This is a genomic window from Pseudomonas sp. OE 28.3, assembly GCF_014268205.2.
GTDB classification, from domain to species: Bacteria; Pseudomonadota; Gammaproteobacteria; order Pseudomonadales; family Pseudomonadaceae; genus Aquipseudomonas; species Aquipseudomonas edaphica.
In genome coordinates, this window is record NZ_CP077082.1 from 657265 (window position 1) to 675423 (window position 18159).

An 18159-nucleotide genomic window follows, 5' to 3' on the forward strand; every position below is an offset into this window, starting at 1 on the left:
CATATACACCGCATTTCCAATGTGGGAGCGGGCTTGCCCGCGATGGCGGAGTGTCAGCCACCCAGGTATTGGCTGATAAATTGCTATCGCGGGCAAGCCCGCTCCCACATTTTTAATCGATATCATCCAGGTATTTGAGCGCAAACCGCTCAGTCGCCTGCCGCGCCGGCAACAACAGGTGCGGCGCCACCAGCATCATGACCTGGTACACCACCACCCGCACCTCGCCCTCGCGGTCGAGAATCCGCTGGTAGTCCAGGGAAAACAGCAGGGTCATGGTGATCTGTTCCACCAATTGCCCCAATGCCTGGGTATCACTGACCAGTTGCCCCGCCGCCTTCAAGCGCGCAAGCAGTGAAGCCAGGGTGCGCTTGAGCGCCGTGAGCAAGTTGCGAATGCCCTTGGCCAGCTTTGGCAGGCGCCCGGCCAGGTTCGACAGGTCCTGGAACAGGAACCGGTAGTGGGCCATGCGCTCGATGATCAGGTGCAGGAACAGCCAGTAATCTTCGGGTTTGAGTTGCGCATCTGCCGGCGGGTCGAGCAGCGGCGCCAGTTCATTCTGGAAACGCTCGAACAACCCGAGCACCAAGGGCTCCTTGCCATGGAAATGGTAATAAAGGTTGCCGGGGCTGATCCCCATTTCATTGGCCACCTCCATGGTCGACACGTTCGGTTCGCCCTTGTGGTTGAACAACTGCAGGGCACATTCAAGGATACGGTCGCGGGTCTTCATCCAGTCTTCTTAATGTGATCGTTGAGCTCAACGCACCCGCACGTAAGTGCCTGGCGCCGCTTCCATCGGTGGGTAATTCTGGTTGCCCAGGGCGGTGAGTGTTTCGCGTTGCACGCCCGAACGTTGCTGGATCCACGCAAGCCACTGCGGCCACCAGCTGCCTTCGACGTGACTGGCGTCGTAGTACCAGGCACGCGGGTCGCTGCTCAGCTTGGGGTTCTCGACGTAGTTGGCCTTGGGGTTGCCCGGCGGGTTGAGAATGCTTTGGATATGCCCGCTGTTGGACAGCACAAAGCGCCGCTCGCCGCCCAGCAGTTGCGTGGAGCGATACACCGCGTCCCACGGCGTGATGTGGTCGTTGATCCCGGCCACGCTGAAGCTGTCCACTGTGACCTTCTGCAGGTCGATGGGCGTGCCGCACACCTCAAGGCCACCCGGATGGCTGAGCGGGTTGTGCTTGAAGAAGTCCAGCAGGTCGCCATGCAACGCGGCGGGCAGGCGCGTGTTGTCGTTGTTCCAGTAGAGGATGTCGAACGCCGGCGGTTCTTTGCCCAGCAGGTAATTATTGATCCAGTAGTTCCAGATCAGATCGTTGGGGCGCATCCAGGCGAAGACCTTGGCCATGTCGCGACCCTCCAGCACGCCTTGCTGGTAGGAGCGGCGCTTGGCGGCCTCCAGGGTCTGTTCATCGGCAAACAAGGTGGCGGGGCTGTCGATCTGGCTGTCCAGCAGGCTCACCAGGTAACTGGCGCTGGAGATGCGCCGCAGCTGGCGCTTGGCTTGCAGGTGGCCTTGCAGCGCGGCGATGGTCAAGCCACCGGCGCAGGCGCCCATCAGGTTGACCTCACGGGCACCGGTGATGGCCCGGCACACGTTCAGCGCTTCCTCCAGCGCCGCCACATAGGTGGACAGGCCCCACTCGCGGTGACGCACATCCGGGTTGCGCCAGCTGACCATAAACGTCTGCAGGCCGTTTTTCAGGGCGTACTGCACAAAGCTGTTGGCGGGGCTGAGATCGAAGATGTAGTACTTGTTGATTTGCGGCGGCACGACCAGCAACGGCTTGGCGTACTGCTTTTCGCTCATGGGCTTGTACTGGATCAGTTCCAGCAGCTCGTTGCGAAACACCACGGAGCCCGCGGTCGTTGCCACCGTTTTGCCCACTTCAAAAGCGTGTTTGCTGACCTGGCTGGGCAGGCCGTTGTTGTGCAACAAATCGTTAAACAAATTACTCACGCCGCGCACCACACTGTTGCCGCCGGAGTTGAGCAGCTCCTTGATGGCCAGCGGGTTGAGCAAGGTGTTGGAGGGCGAGACGGCATCGTTGATCAGCGAGAAGGCAAAGTGCGCGCGGGCGCGGTCATCGGCGCTCATCGAGCTGTCGTCGATCCAGTGACGCGTTTGTTTCTGCCAGCTCAAATAGGCTTGCAGGCTGCGCCGGTACAGCGGATTAAGCGTCCAGGTGGGGTCGGAGAAGCGGCTGTCAGCGGGGTTGGGGGCCTGTACGGTTTCACCCAGCAGCACGCGACCGAGTTGGCCGCCCAAGGCCAGGGCGTGCCGAGCGGTGTACAGCGGGTTGCGCAAGCCATGGTTGGCGACACTGCGCAGCGTCGCCAGCAAATCGCGGCCCCGCAGGCCACTGATCGCATTTTGCGCGTTGATGAACGCGGCCGGGGTGGGCGCCGGGTTCGTCACGGGTCTTTCTCGCATGAGCCAACACTCCTTCGTCAAGCCATCAACAGGCACGCCAATTCAGAACCATAGTCGGTTCCTGGCAAGTTGCGCGGCGGCGTAGTCCTTACACCGCTGGTCGAGGGTGAATCACCGCACGCAGGCGCTCCTCTTCAAGAAACTTCATGATGATCGGCGCCACGGCTTCGGCGCGGGTGATCAGGAACAAGTGGCCATCATCGATGATGTGCAACTGTGCGTTGGGAATGCGCCAGGCAAGCATGCGCATATTGATCAGCGGGATCAGCGGGTCGTCGTCGCCGGCCAGCACCAGCGTCGGCTGGCGGATCTTGTGCAGCCAGTGAATGCTGGTCCAGCCAAGGCCCGCAAACAGCTGCCAGTAGTAACCGAGCTTGCCCGCCGAGCGCACCTTGCTGGCGTGTTCGGCGGCCAGTTTGGAGTCGCGGCGGAACGAGCCGCCATAAATCATCGGTGCAATGCGCACCACGTGGGACGGTTGGATATAGCGCCTGGGGCTTGCCATCAGCCATAGCACCTTGGGTTTGCCCGGCACCATAAAGGCCCCGGCTGCCGTCGCCGCCAGGATCAGTTTTTTGCAGCGCTCGGGGTAATCATAGGCAAACTGCTGCGCCAACGCGCCGCCCCAGGACACACCCACCGCATTCACCTGGCCATAGTCCAGGTAATCGAGCATGCGTGCGGTGAGCTTGGCCAAGCCGGGAAAACGATAGGGCACGCTGGGTGTGGAAGACCCCCCCACACCTGGCACATCGAAGGCGATCACTTCCAGGTCCGGGTCCAGCGCCTGGACGAACGGAAACACCAGCTCAAGGTTGGCGCCGATGCCGTTGAAGATCAGCAACGGCGTCAAGTGAGGCTTGCCCGGGCGTACCGCCGTACGGATGGTCTGGCCATCCAGGTCGATGGTACGGAAGATGAACGGTTGCGGCATGCTCAAGCCCTGTGAAGTGGCGCTATTTGTCTGGAAAAACTCGGTTCCTGTGGGAGCTGGCTTGCCTGCGATAGCAATCTTTCAGTTAGCTCATCATCTAGCTGGCCCACCGCTATCGCAGGCAAGCCAGCTCCCACATTGATCGCATTTCTACCGCAAAATCTGCTTATCGTTCGTGCACATAAGTACCCGGTGCCGCCTCAGCTGCGGCATAGGCTTTGTTACCCAGGCTTGTAGGTGCTTTCTTCAGTTTGCCCGCCCGCTCGGCCTGCCACGCCTGCCAATGCAGCCACCATGAGTCAGTGTGCTTGGTGGCATTCTCCTGCCACTCCAGCGGCTTGCCCGCCAAACCATCGCTGGTCTGGTAACGCGCCTTGGGGTTGCCTGGCGGGTTGAGGATGCTCTGGATATGCCCGCTGCTGGACAACACAAACTCCACTTTGCCACCAAACAGCTGCGCCGATTTGTAGCACGACTGCCACGGCGTGATGTGGTCGTTGGTGCCGGCCAGGGAATAGATATCGGCGGTCACCTGCTTGAGGTCGATCGGCGTGCCGCACACCTCCAGGGCATTGGCGCGTACCAGCGGGTTGTTCTTGAACAGCTCAATCAAATCGCCATGGAAGGCGGCCGGCAAACGTGTGGTGTCGTTGTTCCAGAACAGGATGTCGAACACCGGCGGCTCGTTGCCGAGCAGGTAGTTATTGACCCAGTAGTTCCAGATCAGGTCGTTGGGGCGCATCCAGGCGAAGACCTTGGCCATGTCGCGGCCCTCCAGCACACCGGCCTGGTAGGAGTGGCGCTTGGCGGCTTCCAGGGTCTGTTCGTCGACAAACAGCGCCACCTGGGTGTCCAGGGTGGTGTCCAGCACACTCACCAGCAGGGTCAGGGCGTTGACCTTCTTCTCGCCCAGCGCCGCGTAGTGGCCCAGCAGGGCGGTGCAGGTGATGCCGCCCGAGCAGGCGCCGAGCATGTTCACGTCTTTGCTGCCGGTAATCGCCGTGACCACATCGACCGCCTCCTTGAGCGCCTCGATATAGGTCGACAGGCCCCACTCGCGCTGCGCCTTGGTCGGGTTGCGCCAACTGACGATAAACGTCTGCTGGCCATTGCGCAGGCAGAAGCGCGCCAGGCTCTTCTCCGGGCTCAGGTCGAATACATAGAATTTGTTGATCTGCGGCGGCACCACCAGCAGTGGGCGCTCGTGCACTTGCTCGGTGATGGGCTTGTACTGGATCAGCTCCAGCACGTCATTGCGAAACACCACGGCGCCTTCAGTGGTGCCCAGGGTCTTGCCGACTTCGAAGGCGCCCATGTTGACCTGGCTGGGCATGCCGCCGTTGTGCACCATGTCTTTGGCCAAGTGGGACAGGCCATCAAGCAGGCTTTTGCCGCCGGTTTCAAAGAAGCGCTTGACCGCCGCCGGGTTGGCCGCGCTGTTGGTGGGGGCCATGGCTTCGGTCATCAGGTTGATCACGAAGTGGCCGCGGCTGATGTCCTGTTCCGACAGGTTACTGTCGCCGATCCAGTCGTGCAGTTCCTTGCGCCACGCCAGGTAAGTTTGCAGGTAACGCTTATAGAGCGGGTTCTGGCTCCACGCCGGGTCGTTGAAGCGACGGTCGTCGCCTTCGGGGGCCAGTGCGGATTTGCCGAACATCACGTTCTTCAATTCCACGCCAAAATGCGCGACGTGTTTGACGCTGTGCAACGGTTGCTTGATGGCTTGGGTCAGTACCATCTTCGCTGAGGCCAATAAATCCTTTTTGCGTAACGCGATGATCGGGTTCAGCCCCAGGGTGTTTTCCGAGGCCTGGCGTTTCAAGTCATCGTTATTCTTGTTACTCATCTACGACGCTCCATTGTCCGAAAGACGAGTACCGGCGATTGCTGCGCACCCAATTTCGATACACGACACCAGCCTGGTACTGCGACTCGGGTGACCGTTGATACCGCATCGTCAAATGCAGGGAACTTGCCAGTTCCATTGGTTACCCGAGTTTAATTTTTTTCGCAAGCGGGCCAATCGTTGACCACGCGACAGGGCATTCAAGCAGATGAAATTAGAAAATGCCCTCTAAAGAGCGAGACGCCTGAGTTAGAGCATCAGCCGCACGACCGATTCGCTCGGGTCGCGGGTTTTGCCGGCGGCTTTAAGCTCAGCCAGATAATCGGCCCACAACGCATCCTGGCGTACGGCCAACTGGTAGAGGTAGTCCCAGGTGAACAGTCCGCTGTCATGGCCGTCGTCGAAGGTCAATTTCAGTGCGTATTGGCCGGCTGGTTCTATCTTGATCAGCCGCACGTTGAGCTTGCCGAACTGCAGGATGGGTTTGCCGTGGCCCTGGACCTCGGCGGAAGGCGAGTGGGTGCGTAGCAGCTCAGCGGGGAGCTGGTAGACCTCGCTCGGCCCATAGGTAAGGCCGAGGGTGTTGGAGGTTTTGTGCAGGTTTACAGCGGTGGGGAATTTGGTCATTGGAGAACCGCCCAGAGATAGTCCTGAGAACCGGCTTAAAACTGTAGGAGCTGGCTTGTGTGGGAGCCGGGCTTGCCCGCGATGCAGACACCTCGGTGTTTCAGAAACACTGAGGTGATGCTATCGCAGGCAAGCCAGCTCCCACACAAGTCCGGCTCCGACACAAGCCGTTTTCTGTGAGGCTTACAGGATATAACGAGACAGATCTTCGTTCTGCGCCAATTCGCCCAGGTGGCTATTGACGTACTCAGCGTCAATCTTGATCGCTTCGCCATTCTGCGAACCGGCCATGTCGCCAGCACTGAAGGACACTTCCTCCAGCAGACGCTCAAGCAGGGTGTGCAGGCGACGGGCACCGATGTTTTCGGTCTTCTCGTTGACCTGCCAGGCAATCTCCGCCAGGCGCTTGATGCCGTCCGGCTGGAATTCGATGCCCAAACCTTCGGTTTTCAGCAGTTCGCGGTATTGCTCGGTGAGCGAAGCATGCGGCTCGCTGAGGATGCGTTCGAAGTCGCCGGGGGTCAGCGCCTTGAGTTCCACGCGAATCGGCAGACGGCCTTGCAGCTCCGGCACCAGGTCGCTGGGCTTGCTCAGGTGGAACGCGCCCGAGGCGATAAACAGGATGTGGTCGGTCTTGACCATGCCCAGCTTGGTGTTCACCGTGCAGCCTTCGATCAGCGGCAACAGGTCGCGCTGTACGCCTTCGCGGGACACATCGACGCCGCCGGAGTTGCCGCGCTTGGCCACCTTGTCGATCTCGTCGATAAACACGATACCGTGCTGCTCCACCGCTTCCAGGGCTTTGGCCTTGAGCTCTTCCTCATTCACCAGGCGCCCGGCTTCTTCGTCGCGCACCAGCTTCAGCGCGTCCTTCACCTTGAGCTTGCGGCTTTTCTTCTTGCCCTTGCCCATGTTGGCGAACAGGTTCTGCAACTGGCTGGTCATTTCTTCCATGCCAGGCGGTGCGGAGATGTCGACGCCGGACACTTCGGCCACTTCGATCTCGATTTCCTTGTCGTCCAGCTGGCCTTCACGCAGGCGCTTGCGGAACAGCTGGCGGGTGTTGGAATCCGAGCTTGGCGCGGCGTCTTCGTTAAAGCCCATGCGTGCCGGTGGCAGCAGGGCATCCAGGATGCGTTCCTCGGCGGCGTCTTCGGCGCGGTGGCTGACCTTGGTCACTTCCTGCTCGCGCAGCATTTTCAGGGCTGCGTCGGCCAGGTCACGGATGATCGACTCGACGTCACGGCCTACATAGCCCACTTCGGTGAACTTGGTGGCCTCGACCTTGATGAACGGAGCATTGGCCAGTTTGGCCAGGCGTCGGGCGATTTCGGTTTTACCCACGCCTGTCGGCCCGATCATCAGGATGTTCTTGGGCGTTACTTCAACGCGCAGTTCTTCAGGCAGTTGCATCCGGCGCCAGCGGTTACGCAGCGCAATGGCAACGGCGCGCTTGGCATCGTCCTGGCCGATGATATGGCGATTAAGTTCATGGACGATTTCGCGGGGAGTCATGGACATAGTGTTTGGCGGCCTCAAGCGGAATAAGCCTACGGCTTACTCGGCGAGGTCCTGCTCCTCAATGGTGAAGTTGTGGTTGGTGAACACGCAGATATCGCCGGCGATACCCAGGGCGGTCTCGACGATTTCGCGGGCCGACAGGTCGGTTTTCTTCAGCAGGGCGCTGGCTGCCGCCTGGGCGTAGCCGCCGCCGGAACCCATGGCGATCAGGCCGTGCTCGGGTTCAACCACATCGCCGTTACCGGTGATGATCAAGGATGCGTCTTTGTTGGCGACCGCCAACATGGCTTCCAGGCGGCTGAGGGAGCGGTCGGTGCGCCATTCTTTGGCGAGTTCGACAGCGGCGCGAACCAGGTGGCCCTGGTGTTTTTCCAGCTGGCCTTCGAAGCGTTCGAAGAGGGTGAAGGCGTCGGCAGTGGCGCCAGCGAAACCGGCGAGAACCTGGCCGTGGTACAGGCGACGCACTTTCTTGGCGTTGCCTTTCATCACGGTGTTGCCCAGGGAAACCTGGCCGTCGCCGCCCATGACGACTTTGCCGTGGCGACGTACTGAAACGATGGTGGTCAAGGGGAGAGTCTCCACGCAGCGGGGCGAAAATGCCCTGATGGAATCTCATATGGGGGTGGCGGGGGGGATTTCAACCGTAGGACGTGTGTGCGGACGAGTGGTGTTTATGGGGCTGACACCTTCCAGAGAACACCACAAAACCAACTGTGGGAGCTGGCTTGCCTGCGATAGCGGTGTGTCAGTCACTGAAAATATGGACTGTTACATCGCTATCGCAGGCAAGCCAGCTCCCACATTTTGATCGGCGTTGAGCCGGAATCAACGGCTCTGGCGTTGTTGTAACAACAGATTGCTAAAGCCTGCACCCGCCAGTTGCTTCTGCGCCACGGTCAGCTGTTCACGGTTGCTGAACGGTCCGACCAATACGCGATACCAGGTCGCATCCTTCACGGTGCCGGACTCCACTGTTACCGACTGGCCCAGCAGGATGATCTGCGCACGCACACGATCCGCATCCGCCTGTTTCGGGAACGAGCCCGCTTGCAGGAAGAACTTGGTCACCGGCGCCGCCTTGGTGGTCGCCACCGGTGGCGGTGGCGGCGGAGTGATCCCGGCCAACGCGGCTTGAGCGCGTGCGGTGTCGATTTTCGCGGCTTCCGCTGGTGTCACCGGTGTGGTCGGCACTTGTGGCGTCGGCAGGGTTTTCTCCGGCACGGCGTCAGGCGGCACGATCACTTCCGACTCCGGCAGCAGCGTGTAGAAGTCGTACTTGGGCTTTACCGGCGCGGTCGGGCTCGGCGCAGTCTTGTTGGCCTCGGAGATTTTTGTGGCCTTCTGCTGTTCTTGCTTGACCCGTTTGACGTCATCACCCTTGCCGGGCTCCAGCTTCATCAGGATCACCACAAACGCGCCGACCGCCAGGCCGATAGCCATCCACAGCCAGCCCGGGATTGGCTTCTTCGCCGGTGCCTGATAGCGGCTGGCGCCGCGCTTGGGTGCAGGTTTTTTCTTGGCAGCCAACTTACATACGCTCCAGGGTTTCCAGGCCTAACAGTTCCAGGCCTTGCTTGAGGGTCCGTCCAGCCAGTGCGGCGAGGCGCAGGCGACTTTGCTTTTGGGCTTCGTCGTCTGCCGTAAGGATCGGGCAGTTCTCATAGAAACTGGAGAACAGACCGGCGACTTCGTACAAATACGTGCAGAGGATATGCGGCGTGCCTTTTTCACCGACGCTGTTGAGCACTTCGCCGAACTGCGCCAGCTTGGCCGCCAGGTCCTGTTCATGCGGGGCATCCAGCACGATTTGGCCTTCGACCTCGCTGAAATCCTTGCCCAGCTTGCGGAACACGCCGGCCACACGGGTGTAAGCGTACAGCAGGTACGGCGCGGTGTTGCCTTCGAAGTTGAGCATCAGTTCGAAGTTGAAGCTGTAGTCGCTGGTGCGGTGCTTGGACAGGTCGGCGTACTTCACCGCACCAATACCTACCACGCGGGCGATATTGCGCAGGTCGGCTTCGGCCAACTCCGGGTTCTTTTCCTTCACCAGGTTGTAGGCACGGTCCTGGGCTTCGTTGAGCAGGTCGATCAGCTTCACGGTGCCGCCGTCGCGGGTCTTGAACGGGCGGCCATCGGCGCCGTTCATGGTGCCAAAACCCATGTGTTCCATGTGCATCGGGTGGGTGACGAAGCCTGCGCGGCGCGCCACTTCGAACACTTGCTGGAAGTGCAGGGCCTGGCGCTGGTCGACAAAATACAGCGCGCGGTCGGCCTTGAGCACGCCGCTGCGGTAGCGCACGGCTGCCAGGTCAGTGGTGGCGTACAGGTAGCCGCCGTCGGCCTTGACGATGATCACCGGCAGCGGCTCGCCGTCGGCGGTCTTGAATTCTTCGAGGAACACGCACTGCGCGCCGTTGCTCTCAACCAACAGGCCGGCAGCCTTGAGGTCGTTGACCACGTTGATCAGGTCGTCGTTGTAGGCGCTTTCGCCCATCACGTCGGCCATGGTCAGCTTCACGTTGAGCAGCTCGTAGATTTCCTGGCAGTGCGACAGCGAAATCTCACGGAAACGGCCCCACAGCGCCAGGCAATCTTCATCGCCGGCTTGCAGCTTGACCACCAGGCCACGGGCGCGGTCGGCGAACTCTTCGGAATCGTCGAAGCGCTTTTTGGCGGCGCGGTAGAAGTTTTCCAGGTCGGCCAGCTCGTTGCTGGTGATCGGGTTTTCCTGCAGGTAGGCCATCAGCATGCCGAACTGGGTGCCCCAGTCGCCCACGTGGTTCTGACGGATCACGTCGTCACCCAGGAACTCCAACACCCGCGCCACGCCGTCACCAATGATGGTCGAGCGCAGGTGGCCCACGTGCATCTCTTTGGCCAGGTTGGGTGCCGACAGGTCAATCACCACACGCTCCACGGGGCCGGCCTTGCGCACGCCAATGTTGGCGTCGGCCAGGGCCGCGTCCAGGCGCGAAGCCAGGGCCTGGGTGTTCTGGAAGAAGTTGATAAAGCCTGGGCCGGCGATTTCGGCCTTGGTCACACTCTCGTCGGTCGGCAGCGCGGCGATGATTTTCTCCGCCAGGTCACGCGGTTTCATGCCGGCAGGCTTGGACAGCATCATCGCAATGTTGCTGGCAAAGTCGCCATGGGTCTTGTCGCGAGTGTTTTCCACCTGGATCGCCGGCGACAGGCCTTCAGGCAACACACCTTCGTTGACGAGTTGGGTGAGGGCTTGTTGGATCAGCTGGCGAATGGTGTCTTTCATGGTGTTCTCTTTCGACCGCAAGCGGCGGTGCGCGATGCGCAGGTGGAAAAACTCGGCATTATCCGTGGCGAGGGCGGGCTTGCCAACCGTTCAGACAGGTTGATGGACCTGCGGACCTCATCGCGGGCAAGCCCGCTCCCACATTTAAGGGGGTTCATATTTCAAAATGTGGGAGCTGGCTTGCCTGCGATAGCGATTTCGCAATCAATACAGGTCTACCGGATCCACATCCAACGACCATCGCACTTGGCGGGCGCTGGGCATTTGCTCCAGGGCAAGCATCCAGCTATTTAATAGTCGATGCATCGGTGCACGGGACGTTGCCTGCAAGAGTAGCTGAGCGCGATATCGCCCGGCGCGCCGCTCCATCGGCGCGGGGACTGGGCCGAGCAATTCGATGCCGGCCAGACTCAACTCACCGAGCAAACGTTCGGCGGCGCTGCATGCCTCGTCGAGAAAATTTTCGGCCTGCCCTGGCTTGTGCGCTTCGGCGCGCAACAGTGCCAGGTGTGCAAACGGCGGCAGGCCGGCGGAGCGGCGTTCGCTCAGGGCCTGTTCGGCGAAAGCGAAGTAGCCCTGTTCTGTCAGTTGAATCAGCAAGGGGTGGTCGGCCAGATGCGTCTGGATAATCACCTTGCCCGGCTCTTCGGCGCGCCCGGCACGGCCTGCCACCTGCACGATCAGTTGCGCCATGCGTTCGCTGGCGCGGAAGTCGCCGGAGAACAAACCACCGTCGGCGTCCAGGATCGACACCAGCGTTACCCGTGGGAAGTGGTGCCCTTTGGCGAGCATCTGCGTGCCGATCAGGATGCACGGCTGGCCTTTCTGAATGGTCGCGAACAGCTGGTTCATCGCGTCTTTGCGCGAGGTGCTGTCGCGGTCGACGCGCAGCACCGGGTAATCCGGAAACAGAATGCCCAGGCGCTCCTCGGCACGCTCGGTGCCCGCACCCACGGGGCGCAAATCCACTTTGCCGCATTGTGGGCAGTGGCGCGGCACGCGCTCCACATGGCCGCAGTGGTGGCAGCGCAGCTCGCCGTGGCGCTGGTGTACGGTCATGCGCGCATCGCAGCGTTCGCACTCGGACATCCAGCCGCAGTCGTGGCACAGCAGCGTCGGCGCAAAGCCCCTACGGTTAAGAAACACCAGGACTTGCTGGCCGGCGGCGAGGGTTTGGCCGATGGCTTGCTGCATCGGCCCGGAAATGCCGCTGTCCAGTGGGCGGCTTTTTACATCCAGGCGCAGAAACCGTGGTTGCTTGGCGCCGCCGGCGCGCTCGTTGAGGCGCAGCAGGCCATAACGGCCGGTGTAGGCGTTGTGCAGGCTTTCCAGGGACGGTGTAGCCGAGCCGAGCACAATCGGGATGTCTTCCTGGCGCGCGCGTACCAGCGCCAGGTCGCGTGCGTGGTAGCGCAGGCCTTCCTGCTGTTTATAGGAGCCGTCGTGCTCCTCGTCGATGATGATCAGCCCGGGGTTTTTCATCGGCGTGAACAGTGCCGAGCGGGTGCCGATAATAATGTCGGCCTCGCCGTCCCGCGCCGCCAGCCAGGCTTCCAGGCGCTCGCGGTCGTTGACCGCCGAATGCACCAGCGCGATGCGCGCGTTAAAACGTTGCTCGAAACGCGCCAGGGTTTGCGGGCCGAGGTTGATCTCCGGGATCAACACCAGTGCCTGCTTGCCGGCTTGCAGGGTTTCGCGGATCAGTTGCAAATACACTTCGGTCTTGCCGCTGCCGGTGACGCCGGCGAGCAGGAAGGCATGGAAGCTGTCGAAACCGGCGCGAATGGCTTCATAGGCGGCGCGTTGCTCGGGGTTCAGCGGCAATTCCGGCTGAGCCAGCCAGTGGTCATGGCGCGGGTCCGGCGCGTGCTTGCGGATTTCCACCTGCACCAAGCCCTTTGCCAGCAGCAAGTCGAGGCTGTCTTTGCTCAGCATCAGCTTGCTTAACAGCTGGTGGGCCACGCCATGGGGGTGTTGGGCCAGGGTCGCGAGGGCTTCGCGTTGGCGTGGCGCGCGGGCGATGCGTGGGTCATCCAGGCGCGCGCCGGGCACCATCGACCAGAAACGCTCCTGGCGTGCTTCAGCCAGTTCGCCCTGGCGCAACAGCACCGGCAGCGCCCAGCTCAGGGTATCGCCGAGGCTGTGCTGGTAATACTGTGCGGTCCACAGGCATAACTTGAACAGCGCGGGCGGCAGCGGCGGTGTAGCGTCGAGGATGGCCAGGGCCGGCTTGAGCTTTTCGGCGGGGACTTCGCTGTGGTCGGCCACCTCGATCAGGATGCCGATCATCTCGCGACGGCCAAACGGCACGCGCACGCGCATGCCCGGCTGCAACTGCGCCCGCAACACGCCGGCCGGGGCTCGGTAGTCGAACAGGCGGCGCAGGGGCGAGGGCAGGGCTAGGCGCAAAATGGCGTCGGGCACGCGGGGAGTCTCATCTAAAGGCAGGCAGTGGCGCAGGGGCGGGAGCCTAGCAGACCTGCGGTGTGGGTGTCCTGTCTTGCGGCACTTCTGTGGGCGCCGGGCTTGTTGTGGCGAGCAGGCTTGCCCTGCGCAGGGCAAGCCTGCTCGCCACAAAAAAGTGCGGCCTTGCAGATAGGCGGTGGTGAGTTGGGTTTTTCTGATGAAAGGGGCTTTTATGTAGGCAAAGCACGGGAGGCGCCGCTTGCGCGTTTAAAAAGGTCTGGTAGAATCCGCGGCCTAATTACGTGCGGTATTCGACAATAGTGTCGAGTGGCGGCACGCTAGCCCGAGGAAGTCACCATGAAAGCCGATATCCATCCAGCGTACGAAACTATCGAAGTAACCTGCAGCTGCGGCAACAAGTTCGAAACGCGTTCGAACCTGTGCAAGCCACTGGGTACTGACGTATGCAACGAGTGCCACCCGTTCTACACCGGTAAGCAGAAAACTCTGGACACCGGCGGCCGTGTACAGCGCTTCGCAGATCGCTTTGGTGCTTTCGGCAAGAAGCCTGCTGCTGCAGAGTAAGGCTCAAAAGCCCCCAGGGTTTTTGCAAGCTGTTGAAAAAGGCGCCCCTTGTGGGCGCCTTTTTTGTGCCTGCGATTTGACCGTGCTGCACTCAAAGCGATTTTAATAAAATAATTGTAGACATTTTTTATCGTAATTGTGAACAGTTAAGCCCTTGTATCCCGTGGCTCTTGGCCGAAAGTCGTAGTGCGCGGCCCTTGACGGCAGTGACTGACCAGTCTTGTGGGGACTTTCTCACACGCGTATCCTCGGCGGTCCGTCGACCAACAGTAAAAGCGGAATGCCGATATGTCTGATTTGAAAACTGCCGCTCTCGAATATCACGCCCATCCTCGTCCAGGAAAGCTGAGTGTAGAGCTCACCAAAGCCACTGCCACTGCCCGCGACTTGTCGCTGGCCTACAGCCCTGGCGTTGCCGAGCCCGTACGTGAAATCGCCCGCGACCCTGAACTGGCGTACAAGTACACCGGCAAAGGCAACCTGGTTGCAGTGATTTCCGATGGCACCGCGATTCTCGGCCTGGGCAACCTCGGCCCATTGGCTTCCAAGCCAGTAATGGAAGGTAAGGGCGTGCTGTTCAAGCGCTTTGCCGGCATCGACGTTTTCGACATCGAAGTCGATTCCGAAAGCCCGCAAGCTTTCATCGACACTGTAAAGCGCATCTCCATCACTTTCGGTGGCATCAACCTGGAAGACATCAAGGCACCTGAGTGCTTCGAGATCGAAAAGGCCCTGATCGAACAGTGCGACATTCCGGTATTCCACGATGACCAGCACGGCACCGCGATCGTTACTGCGGCCGGCATGATCAACGCCCTGGAAATCGCTGGCAAAACCCTGGCTGACGCCCAGATCGTCTGCCTGGGCGCTGGTGCTGCGGCCATCTCCTGCATGAAGTTGCTGGTGAGCATGGGCGCCAAGCTGGAAAACATCTTCATGGTCGACAGCAAGGGCGTTGTTCAGTCCGAGCGTACCGACCTGAACCAGTACAAGGCGATGTTTGCCCACGCTACCGACAAGCGCACCCTGGCTGACGCCCTCGACGGTGCCGACGTGTTCGTTGGCCTGTCCGGCCCGAACCTGCTGAGCGCCGAAGGCCTGAAGTCCATGGCGGCCAACCCGATCGTGTTCGCCTGCTCCAACCCGGACCCGGAGATCTCGCCTGAGCTGGCCCACGCCACTCGCAACGACGTGATCATGGCCACCGGCCGTTCGGACTACCCGAACCAGGTCAACAACGTGTTGGGCTTCCCGTTCATCTTCCGTGGTGCCCTGGACGTTCGCGCCAAGCGCATCAACGAAGAGATGAAAGTGGCTGCCGCCAACGCCCTGCGTGAACTGGCCAAGCTGCCGGTACCTCAGGATGTCTGCGATGCCTACGGTGGTGCCCCACTGGCATTCGGTCGTGAGTACATCATCCCGAAACCAATGGATAAGCGCCTGATCACCCTGATCTCGGATGCCGTGGCCAAAGCCGCGATCGAGACCGGTGTGGCTACCCTGCCGTATCCGAAGCACTACCCGCTGAAAAGCGTGGATGATGTGTTCAACGGCTAAGCCGTTGTAGCGCACCAACAAAAAGCCCCGGCTCTTGCGAGTCGGGGCTTTTTTTGTGGCTGATGAATACGGTCTTCAGGCGCCAGGTAAACCCTGTGGGAGCCGGGCTTGCCCGCGATGGCGGTGTACCAGGGGGTGAATCAGTGGCTGATACACCGCCATCGCAGCATAGGTTACACAGCCGGTTAGCACGAAGTCTGTGGCAGGTGGGCTGTTGTGGCGAGCAGGCTTGTCGAATCGTCGCCCCGCCGGCGTTGGGCTGCGAAGCGGCCCCAGTAAAGGCGCTGCAATTTTCCTGAAAGTACTCAGTGTCAGGGTTTGGGGCCGCTTCGCGGCCCAACGCAGGACAAGCCTGCTCGCCACAGGAGAAAGTGGCGGCCTTCAAAAGTTGTGTAGATGCCTATGGCCATCGCAGGCAAGCCAGCTCCCACAGTGGAGCTGTGTCACATTAGAAGAGATCGATCGGCGCCGCCTCATCCGCCGGCAGTGGGCTGCCCGGTGCAACGCCGTTGCCCAGCTCGTTGACCGACGGCGGCGTGTCTTCGCTCTTGAACAGCTCGAAGTACGCATTCGGCGTGCTGGGTGATGCCGCACGGCCGCTGACCGGGTCTATCCGCAGGCTGAGAATACCTTCCGGCTCAGCCTGGGTATGCAGCGGCTTGTCCTTCAAGGCCGCGCCCATGTAGCTCATCCAGATCGGCAGTGCGACGGTGCCACCAAACTCACGGCGGCCCAGGCTTTCCGGTTGGTCGTAGCCGGTCCACACAGTGGTCACGTAGTCGGCGTTGTAGCCGGAGAACCAGGCATCCTTGGACTCGTTGGTTGTACCGGTCTTGCCGGCGATATCCGCGCGACCCAAGGCCAGGGCGCGGCGGCCGGTGCCTTTCTTGATCACGTCTTCCAGAATGCTGTTGAGGATGTAGGTGGTACGACCATCCACCACACGCTCGGCCACTGCTGGTGCCTGTGGCTCGGCGGGCACGGCGGCATTGGCGGTCGGTGCTGCGCCTGGCGTCGGCTCAATGGTGATGCCGCCGTTGTTCGGTGCTGCAATGCCATCGGGTGCAGCCACACCGTTTACCACGTCGCCCGGCACGCGTGGCGGGTTGGCGGTGAACAGCGTGTCGCCATTGCGGCTTTCGATCTTGTCGATCAGGTACGGCGTGATCTTGTAGCCGCCGTTGGCAAAGGTGCTCCAGCCGGTAGCAATTTCCATCGGCGTGAGGGTCGCGGTGCCCAGCGCCAGGGACAGGTTCGGTGGCAGGTCCGACTTGGCGAAACCGAAACGCGTCATGTAGTCGATGGTCTTGCCCACGCCCATCGCCTGCAGCAGGCGGATCGAGACCAGGTTGCGTGACTTGTACAGCGCCTCGCGAATACGGATCGGGCCGAGGAAGGTATTGGTGTCGTTCTTCGGGCGCCAGACCTTGTCCAGGTACTCGTCGACAAACACGATCGGTGCGTCGTTGACCAGGCTGGCGGCGGTGTAGCCGTTATCCAGCGCGGCGCTGTAGACGAACGGCTTGAAGCTCGAGCCCGGCTGGCGCTTGGCCTGGGTGGCGCGGTTGTAGTTGCTCTGCTCGAAGGCAAAGCCGCCGACCAGCGCACGGATTGCACCGTTCTGCGGGTCCAGGGACACCAGTGCGCCTTGGGCCACAGGCACTTGGCTGAATTTAAGGCTGTCGTCTTTCTGGCGTTGCACGCGGATCAAGTCACCGACCTGCGCCACGTCCGACGGCTGCTTGGGCATCGGGCCCATGCTGTTGGTGTTCAGGAACGGGCGTGCCCATTTCATGCTGTCCCACGACACATGGCCTTCGCCGCTGCGGGTGAGCACTTGCACGCCATCCTTCTTCACCTGAGTGACGATGGCGGGTTCCAGGCCGCTGATCGGGCGCTGTTTACCCAGCTCGGTGGTCCAGGCGCTCAGGGTCTTGCCCGGCAGGCGCGATTCGGGGCCACGGTAGCCATGGCGCTGGTCGTAGGTCACCAAACCGTCGCGTACTGAGTTATTGGCGATTTCCTGCAGGTTGCTTGGAATGGTCGTGGTCACGCGGAAGCCTTCGGTGTAGGCCTCGCTGCCATAACGGCCGACCATCTCGGCACGTGCCATTTCAGCGATATACGGCGCATTCACTTCCGGAGTCGGCACGTGGTAGCTGGCGTTCAGCGGCTCGGCCACGGCGCTCTCGTAGGCGGCCTGGTCGATTTTGCCCAGCTTGTACATGCGCCCCAGGATCCAGTCGCGACGCTCCTTGCTGCGCGCCGGGTTGGCCAGCGGGTTGAAGCGCGACGGCGCCTTGGGCAGGCCGGCGATCATTGCCATCTGCGCCAGGCTGGCGTCACGAATCGACTTGCCGTAGTACACCTGCGAAGCCGCCTCGATCCCGTAGGCGCGGTTGCCCAGGTAGATCTTGTTGACGTACAGCTCAAGGATTTCGTCCTTGGTCAGCTGACGTTCGATCTGCAGCGCCAACAGAATTTCGGTGGCCTTGCGCGAAAAACTGCGCTCGCTGGTGAGGAAAAAGTTCTTCGCCACCTGCATGGTGATGGTACTGCCGCCAGATTGAATGTGTCCGCTTTTTACCAGCTGGGTGGCTGCGCGCACCAGGCTGCCTGGGTCGACGCCGTAGTGGTTGGCGAAATTATCGTCTTCAGCCGAGAGCAGGGCGTTGATGAAATTGGGTGGAATGTCGGCGAAACGGATCGGTGTGCGGCGCATTTCGCCGAACTCCGCGATCAGTTTTTCATCGCTGCTGTAGACCCGCAAAGGAATCTGCAACTGGATGCTTCTGAGTGCCTCTACTGAGGGCAAACCCGGACTAAGGTAGAGGTAGGCCCCGCTGAGTACGAGCAGCAGCCCGCAGACGATCGCGACAATGGAGTACCCGAAAAACTTCAGCAGACGAATCAAGGCTTTTGGATTTCCAGAGAAAAGAATGAGTTACGCGTCGGGGCATGCATGGCAAACGATG

At 61.1% G+C, this 18159-nt stretch carries 13 protein-coding genes; 2 read left to right on the forward strand and 11 right to left on the reverse strand.

Annotated elements, in window-relative coordinates:
- Positions 1 to 112: 112 nt before the first annotated feature.
- The 10 genes from HU759_RS02895 to HU759_RS02940 all read right to left on the reverse strand — a co-directional run bounded on the left by HU759_RS02895 (position 113) and on the right by HU759_RS02940 (position 13060).
- A complete protein-coding gene (locus tag HU759_RS02895; protein ID WP_017138582.1) occupies positions 113 to 733 on the reverse strand; it encodes a TetR/AcrR family transcriptional regulator in 621 nt (206 codons plus the stop codon).
- 27 nt (positions 734 to 760) lie between these two features.
- Entirely contained in the window at positions 761 to 2443 is a 1683-nt protein-coding gene (phaC, locus tag HU759_RS02900; protein WP_170039051.1) for a class II poly(R)-hydroxyalkanoic acid synthase, read from the reverse strand.
- 88 nt (positions 2444 to 2531) lie between these two features.
- Positions 2532 to 3377, reverse strand: a complete 846-nt coding sequence (gene phaZ, locus HU759_RS02905; protein ID WP_017138580.1) for a poly(3-hydroxyalkanoate) depolymerase — start codon at positions 3375 to 3377, stop codon at positions 2532 to 2534.
- Between the two features lie 166 nt (positions 3378 to 3543).
- Positions 3544 to 5223 carry a class II poly(R)-hydroxyalkanoic acid synthase gene (gene phaC / locus HU759_RS02910; RefSeq protein ID WP_099549478.1) on the reverse strand — a complete coding sequence of 560 codons (1680 nt, stop codon included), beginning with the start codon at positions 5221 to 5223 and terminating at the stop codon, positions 3544 to 3546.
- A 249-nt stretch (positions 5224 to 5472) separates the two neighbouring features.
- Positions 5473 to 5850: a DUF971 domain-containing protein gene (locus tag HU759_RS02915; RefSeq protein WP_017138579.1), complete on the reverse strand. Its 378-nt coding sequence runs from the start codon at positions 5848 to 5850 to the stop codon at positions 5473 to 5475.
- A 183-nt stretch (positions 5851 to 6033) separates the two neighbouring features.
- A complete protein-coding gene (hslU, locus tag HU759_RS02920) occupies positions 6034 to 7371 on the reverse strand; it encodes an ATP-dependent protease ATPase subunit HslU (RefSeq protein WP_017138578.1) in 1338 nt (445 codons plus the stop codon).
- Positions 7372 to 7407: 36 nt separating this feature from the next.
- Positions 7408 to 7938 (reverse strand): ATP-dependent protease subunit HslV, encoded by a 531-nt coding sequence (gene hslV, locus HU759_RS02925; RefSeq protein WP_010563201.1) that lies wholly within the window; start codon positions 7936 to 7938, stop codon positions 7408 to 7410.
- A 258-nt stretch (positions 7939 to 8196) separates the two neighbouring features.
- Positions 8197 to 8898: an SPOR domain-containing protein gene (locus HU759_RS02930; RefSeq protein WP_186617949.1), complete on the reverse strand. Its 702-nt coding sequence runs from the start codon at positions 8896 to 8898 to the stop codon at positions 8197 to 8199.
- 1 nt (position 8899) lies between these two features.
- Positions 8900 to 10636 (reverse strand): arginine--tRNA ligase, encoded by a 1737-nt coding sequence (gene argS / locus HU759_RS02935; protein ID WP_186617948.1) that lies wholly within the window; start codon positions 10634 to 10636, stop codon positions 8900 to 8902.
- Between the two features lie 204 nt (positions 10637 to 10840).
- Positions 10841 to 13060: a primosomal protein N' gene (locus tag HU759_RS02940; RefSeq protein WP_186617947.1), complete on the reverse strand. Its 2220-nt coding sequence runs from the start codon at positions 13058 to 13060 to the stop codon at positions 10841 to 10843.
- 339 nt (positions 13061 to 13399) lie between these two features.
- Between HU759_RS02940 and rpmE the strand changes: the two genes are divergently transcribed.
- Positions 13400 to 13627 carry a 50S ribosomal protein L31 gene (gene rpmE / locus HU759_RS02945; protein WP_017138574.1) on the forward strand — a complete coding sequence of 76 codons (228 nt, stop codon included), beginning with the start codon at positions 13400 to 13402 and terminating at the stop codon, positions 13625 to 13627.
- 288 nt (positions 13628 to 13915) lie between these two features.
- Positions 13916 to 15184: a malic enzyme-like NAD(P)-binding protein gene (locus tag HU759_RS02950; RefSeq protein WP_099548044.1), complete on the forward strand. Its 1269-nt coding sequence runs from the start codon at positions 13916 to 13918 to the stop codon at positions 15182 to 15184.
- Between the two features lie 448 nt (positions 15185 to 15632).
- Here the strand turns inward: HU759_RS02950 and HU759_RS02955 are convergent, their stop codons facing one another.
- Positions 15633 to 18098, reverse strand: a complete 2466-nt coding sequence (locus HU759_RS02955) for a penicillin-binding protein 1A (RefSeq protein ID WP_176991728.1) — start codon at positions 18096 to 18098, stop codon at positions 15633 to 15635.
- Between the last annotated feature and the right edge of the window lie 61 nt (positions 18099 to 18159).